This window comes from Streptomyces sp. CBMA29, from assembly GCF_014596445.1.
In the GTDB taxonomy this organism is placed as follows: Bacteria; Actinomycetota; Actinomycetes; order Streptomycetales; family Streptomycetaceae; genus Actinacidiphila.
On sequence record NZ_MECL01000043.1, the window covers coordinates 1 to 5,130 of the forward strand.

Sequence of the window (5,130 nt, forward strand, 5' to 3'; positions counted from 1 at the left end):
CCGCCGTCGGCGCGGTCGCCGTGCCCGCCGTCGCCACCCGCGGCCTGCACCTGGACGGTCTCGCCGACACCGCGGACGGCCTCGGCAGCGGGCTGCCCGCCGAGGGGGCGCTGCGCGTCATGAAGCAGTCCGACATCGGGCCCTTCGGCGTCCTCACCCTCGTGCTCGTCCTGCTCGCCCAGGCCGCCGCCCTCGCCTCCTGCTACGCGCACGGCTGGCGCTACGGCTGCGCCGCCGCCGTCCTGTCCGCCGTCCTCGGCCGCGCCGCCATGACGCTCGCCTGCCGTACGGGCGTACGCGCCGCCCGGCCCGGCGGCCTCGGCGCCGCCGTCGCCTCCACCGTGTCCCTGCGGAGGGCCTGGTCGGTCGCCGTCCTCTGCTGCGCCCTCGCCTGCGCCGCCGGTCTCCCCTTCGGCGGCCTCACCCCCCTCCGTTCCGGGCTCTCCGCCGCCCTCGCCCTTCTCTGCGCCGAACTCCTCCTCCGCCGCGCCGTCCGCCGCCTCGGCGGCACCACCGGAGACGTTTTCGGTGCCCTGTGCGAAACCGCCACCACCTCCGCCCTCCTCCTCCTAGCCCTCCGCTGACCCCCTCCAGGGCCGGTGATGACCTGCGGGAGCGTCGTGGCTGGTCGCGCAGTTCCCCGCGCCCCTAGGTAACGCTCCCCCCACCGCCGCGCGCGGGACGAGCCCCGAAGGGGCGCTGGGAACTGCGCGAGCAACCCACCACCGGCCCGGTGGTCCGAAGACAACCGAACTGCCCCGCCGGGACCGGTGGTGACCTGCGGGAGCGTCGTGGCAGGTCGCGCAGTTCCCCGCGCCCCTAGGTAACGCTCCCCCTCCGCCGTGCGTGAGGCGAGCCCCGAAGGGGCGCGGGGAACTGCGCGAGCAACCCACCACCGGGCCGGTGGTCCGAAGACAACCGAACTGCCCCGCCGGGACCGGTGATGACCTGCGGGAGCGTCGTGGCTGGTCGCGCAGTTCCCCGCGCCCCTAGGTCACGCTCCCCCTCCGTCGCACGTGAGGCCGAGCCCCGAAGGGGCGCGGGGAACTGCGCGAGCAACCCACCACCGGCCCGGTGATCCGAAGACAACCGAACTGCCCCGCCGGGACCGGTGATGACCTGCGGGAGCGTCGTGGCTGGTCGCGCAGTTCCCCCCGCCCCTAGGTAACGCTCCCCCTCCGTCGCACGCGAGGCGAGCCCCGAAGGGGCGCGGGGAACTGCGCGAGCAACCCACCACCGGCCCGGTGATCCGAAGACAACCGAACTGCCCCGCCGGTGCCGGTGGTGACCTGCGGAAGCGTCCGGGCTGAGCGCGCAGTTCTCCGCGCCCCTGGCGGGGCACGTCTTCGGGAAGAGGAGGTGGGTGGGGGAGCGCGCCGCAGGCGTAGGGTCGGGGATTGGGCAACGGGCGCGTGCCGCCCCGCTGATGTGGCGGAATACGATGCCTGGGGCCGGGCCGGGCCAACCAACCGGCCGCAGCACAGGACCTCGACCGAATAGGACCCCCTCCACCGTGACTGCTCTGACACTCAGTACCTCCTCCGCCGCAGCGTTGCGTGCGGACGCCGTCGTCGTGGGCGTGACCAAAGGGGCCAAGGGCCCCAAGGTCGCACCGGGGGCGGAGGCGGTGGACAAGGCGTTCGACGGAAAGCTGGCCGCCGTACTGGAGACGCTGGGCGCCTCGGGCGCCGACGGCGAGGTGACCAAGCTCCCGGCGCCCGCGGGCCTGAAGTCCGCGGTGGTGGTCGCGGTCGGCCTCGGCGACGCCCCCGAGGACGGCACCGGCTTCGACGCCGAGGCGCTGCGCAGGGCCGCGGGCGTCGCCGCCCGCGCGCTCGGCGGCGCGAAGAAGGCGGCGTTCGCGCTGCCCGCCGCCGACCCGGCGGACCTGGAAGCGGTCGCCACCGGCGCGCTGCTGGGCGCGTACGCGTTCACCACGTATCAGGCCGAGAACGGCAAGGGCACGCTCGGCGAGGTCGCCGTGACCGGCGCCAAGCCGCGCGACAAGGCGCACAAGGCCGCGGCGGCCCGCGCCGTCGCGGTGGGCGCCGAGGTGAACCGGGCCCGCGACCTGATCAACACCCCGCCCAACGACCTGAACCCGAAGGCGTTCGCCGCCGCCGTACAGGCAGCGGGCAAGGAGCACGGCCTCAAGGTCGAGGTGCTGGACGAGAAGGCGCTGGCCAAGGGCGGCTACGGCGGCATCCTCGGCGTCGGCCAGGGCTCGGCGACGCCGCCGCGGCTGGTCCGGGTGGCGTACACCCACGCCAAGGCGACCCGTACCCTCGCCTTCGTCGGCAAGGGCATCACGTACGACTCGGGCGGCATCTCGCTCAAGCCGCCGGGGCACAACGAGACGATGAAGTGCGACATGAGCGGCGCCGCCGCGGTGTTCGCCGCGGTCGTGGCGACCGCGAGGCTCGGCCTGGAGGTCAACGTCACCGGCTGGCTGGCGCTGGCCGAGAACATGCCGGGCGGCAACGCCATCCGCCCCGGCGACGTGCTGAAGATGTACAGCGGCACGACGGTGGAGGTGCTGAACACCGACGCCGAGGGCCGTCTGGTGCTGGCCGACGCGCTGGCCCGCGCCAGCGAGGAGGCGCCGGACGCGATCGTCGACGTGGCGACGCTGACCGGCGCGATGGTGCTGGCGCTGGGCGAGGGCCGGTTCGGGATCATGTCGAACGACGACGGCTTCCGTACCCGGATCCACACCGCGGCGCTGGCCGCGGGCGAGGACTCCTGGCCGATGCCGCTCCCCAAGGAGCTGCGCAAGACCTTCGACTCCCCCACCGCCGACATCGCCAACATGGGTGTGCGGCCGGGCGGCGGCCTGATCGCGGGGCTGTTCCTGAAGGAATTCGTCGGCGAGGGCATCACCTGGGCGCACCTCGACATCGCGGGCCCCGCCTTCCACGAAGGCGCGCCCTTCGGCTACACCCCCAAGGGCGGCACCGGCACCGCGGTCCGCACCCTGCTCAGCCTGGCCCACCAGGCCGCGGACGGCGATCTTCTCTGAACCGCCTTCCGGGTGAACCCGTGTAGCGATCGAGCCAAAGGGCGCGCCGGTATCGAAAGGGAGAACGCGCACAGCCCCGAGGAACGAGGGGCGAGCACGATCGACCGTCGATACCGGGTCTAAGCGCCCGGCGGCGAGAGCGCGGCGAAAAGGCAGTGAGATAGGTCACTTACGGCCCCGGACGGCGCGTCCGGGGCCGTGTTCGACGGGTCTCACCCCACAGGCCGATGACCCGTCCGCCGCGAACAAGTGCGAAGATGTGGTTCGGCACGACAGGGCCCCCTTTTAGACAAAGCGGCCGAACCAAAGCCGCCGCCCGGTCATGGTGGACCGGCTCCGGCGAACCCATGCATGGAGGACGTGACGTGGCGAACGACGCCAGCACTGTTTTCGACCTAGTGATCCTCGGCGGCGGCAGTGGCGGCTACGCAGCCGCGCTGCGTGCCGCGCAACTGGGACTGGACGTCGCCCTGATCGAGAAGAACAAGCTCGGGGGCACCTGTCTGCACAACGGCTGCATTCCCACCAAGGCGCTGCTGCACGCCGGTGAGATCGCGGACCAGGCTCGCGAGAGCGAGCAGTTCGGCGTGAAGGCCACCTTCGAGGGCATCGACATCGCGGCCGTCCACAAGTACAAGGACGACGTGATCGCGGGCCTGTACAAGGGCCTCCAGGGCCTGGTGGCCTCGCGCAAGGTGACGTACATCGAGGGCGAGGGGAAGCTGTCCTCCCCCACCTCGGTCGATGTGAACGGCCAGCGGATCCAGGGCCGGCACGTCCTGCTCGCGACCGGTTCCGTACCGAAGTCGCTGCCGGGCCTGACCATCGACGGCAACCGGATCATCTCCTCCGACCACGCGCTGGTCCTCGACCGGGTGCCGCAGTCGGCGATCATCCTGGGCGGCGGCGTGATCGGCGTCGAATTCGCCTCGGCGTGGAAGTCCTTCGGCACGGACGTGACCATCGTCGAGGGGCTGCCGCACCTGGTGCCGGTCGAGGAGGAGAACAGCTCCAAGCTGCTGGAGCGCGCCTTCCGCAAGCGCGGCATCAAGTTCAACCTGGGCACCTTCTTCCAGAGCGCCGAGTACACCGACAGCGGTGTGAAGGTCACGCTGGCGGACGGCAAGACCTTCGAGGCCGAGGTGCTGCTGGTCGCCATCGGCCGCGGCCCGGTCTCGCAGGGCCTGGGGTACGAGGAGCAGGGCGTCGCGACGGACCGCGGCTATGTCCTGGTCGACGAGTACATGCGCACCAACGTGCCGACGATCTCGGCCGTCGGCGACCTGGTCCCGACGCTCCAGCTCGCGCACGTCGGCTTCGCCGAGGGCATCCTCGTGGCGGAGCGGCTGGCCGGTCTCAAGACCGTGCCGATCGACTACGACGGTGTCCCGCGCGTCACGTACTGCCACCCGGAGGTCGCCTCCGTCGGCATCACCGAGGCGAAGGCCAAGGAGCTGTACGGCGCGGACAAGGTCGTCACGCTGAAGTACAACCTGGCGGGCAACGGCAAGAGCAAGATCCTCAAGACGTCCGGCGAGGTCAAGCTCGTCCAGGTGCGCGACGGCGCCGTCGTCGGCGTCCACATGGTCGGTGACCGGATGGGGGAGCAGGTGGGCGAGGCCCAGCTCATCTACAACTGGGAGGCGCTGCCCGCCGAGGTCGCGCAGCTCATCCACGCGCACCCGACCCAGAGCGAGGCGCTCGGCGAGGCCCACCTGGCCCTCGCGGGCAAGCCGCTGCACTCGCACGACTGACCCTCCGCTCCTCCACGCCACCCCATCCGCACAGATCGTTAGGAGTAACCGCAACCATGGCGGTTTCCGTAACCCTGCCGGCGCTCGGCGAGAGCGTGACCGAGGGCACTGTCACCCGCTGGCTGAAGGCCGAGGGCGAGCGCGTCGAGGCCGACGAGCCGCTGCTCGAGGTCTCGACCGACAAGGTCGACACCGAGATCCCCTCCCCCGCGTCCGGCGTGCTCGCGTCCATCAAGGTCGCCGAGGACGAGACGGTCGAGGTCGGCGCCGAGCTGGCCGTCATCGACGACGGCAGCGGCGCGCCCGCGGCTGCCCCGGCTCCGGCGGCCGAGCCCGAGCCCGCCCAGGCGCCCGCGG

4 protein-coding genes are annotated in these 5,130 nt (G+C 72.2%); all 4 read left to right on the top strand.

What is annotated here, in order from left to right; genetic code table 11:
* The coding region (locus tag BGM09_RS06680) for an adenosylcobinamide-GDP ribazoletransferase (protein ID WP_188280500.1) at positions 1-584 on the top strand (584 nt) is incomplete at its 5' end.
* Positions 585-1,513: 929 nt separating this feature from the next.
* Positions 1,514-3,019: a leucyl aminopeptidase gene (locus BGM09_RS06685; RefSeq protein ID WP_188280501.1), complete on the top strand. Its 1,506-nt coding sequence runs from the start codon at positions 1,514-1,516 to the stop codon at positions 3,017-3,019.
* 365 nt (positions 3,020-3,384) lie between these two features.
* A complete protein-coding gene (gene lpdA, locus BGM09_RS06690; RefSeq protein WP_188280502.1) occupies positions 3,385-4,773 on the top strand; it encodes a dihydrolipoyl dehydrogenase in 1,389 nt (462 codons plus the stop codon).
* 56 nt (positions 4,774-4,829) lie between these two features.
* A partial coding sequence (locus BGM09_RS06695; protein WP_317452572.1) for a biotin/lipoyl-containing protein occupies positions 4,830-5,130 on the top strand: 301 nt, incomplete at its 3' end.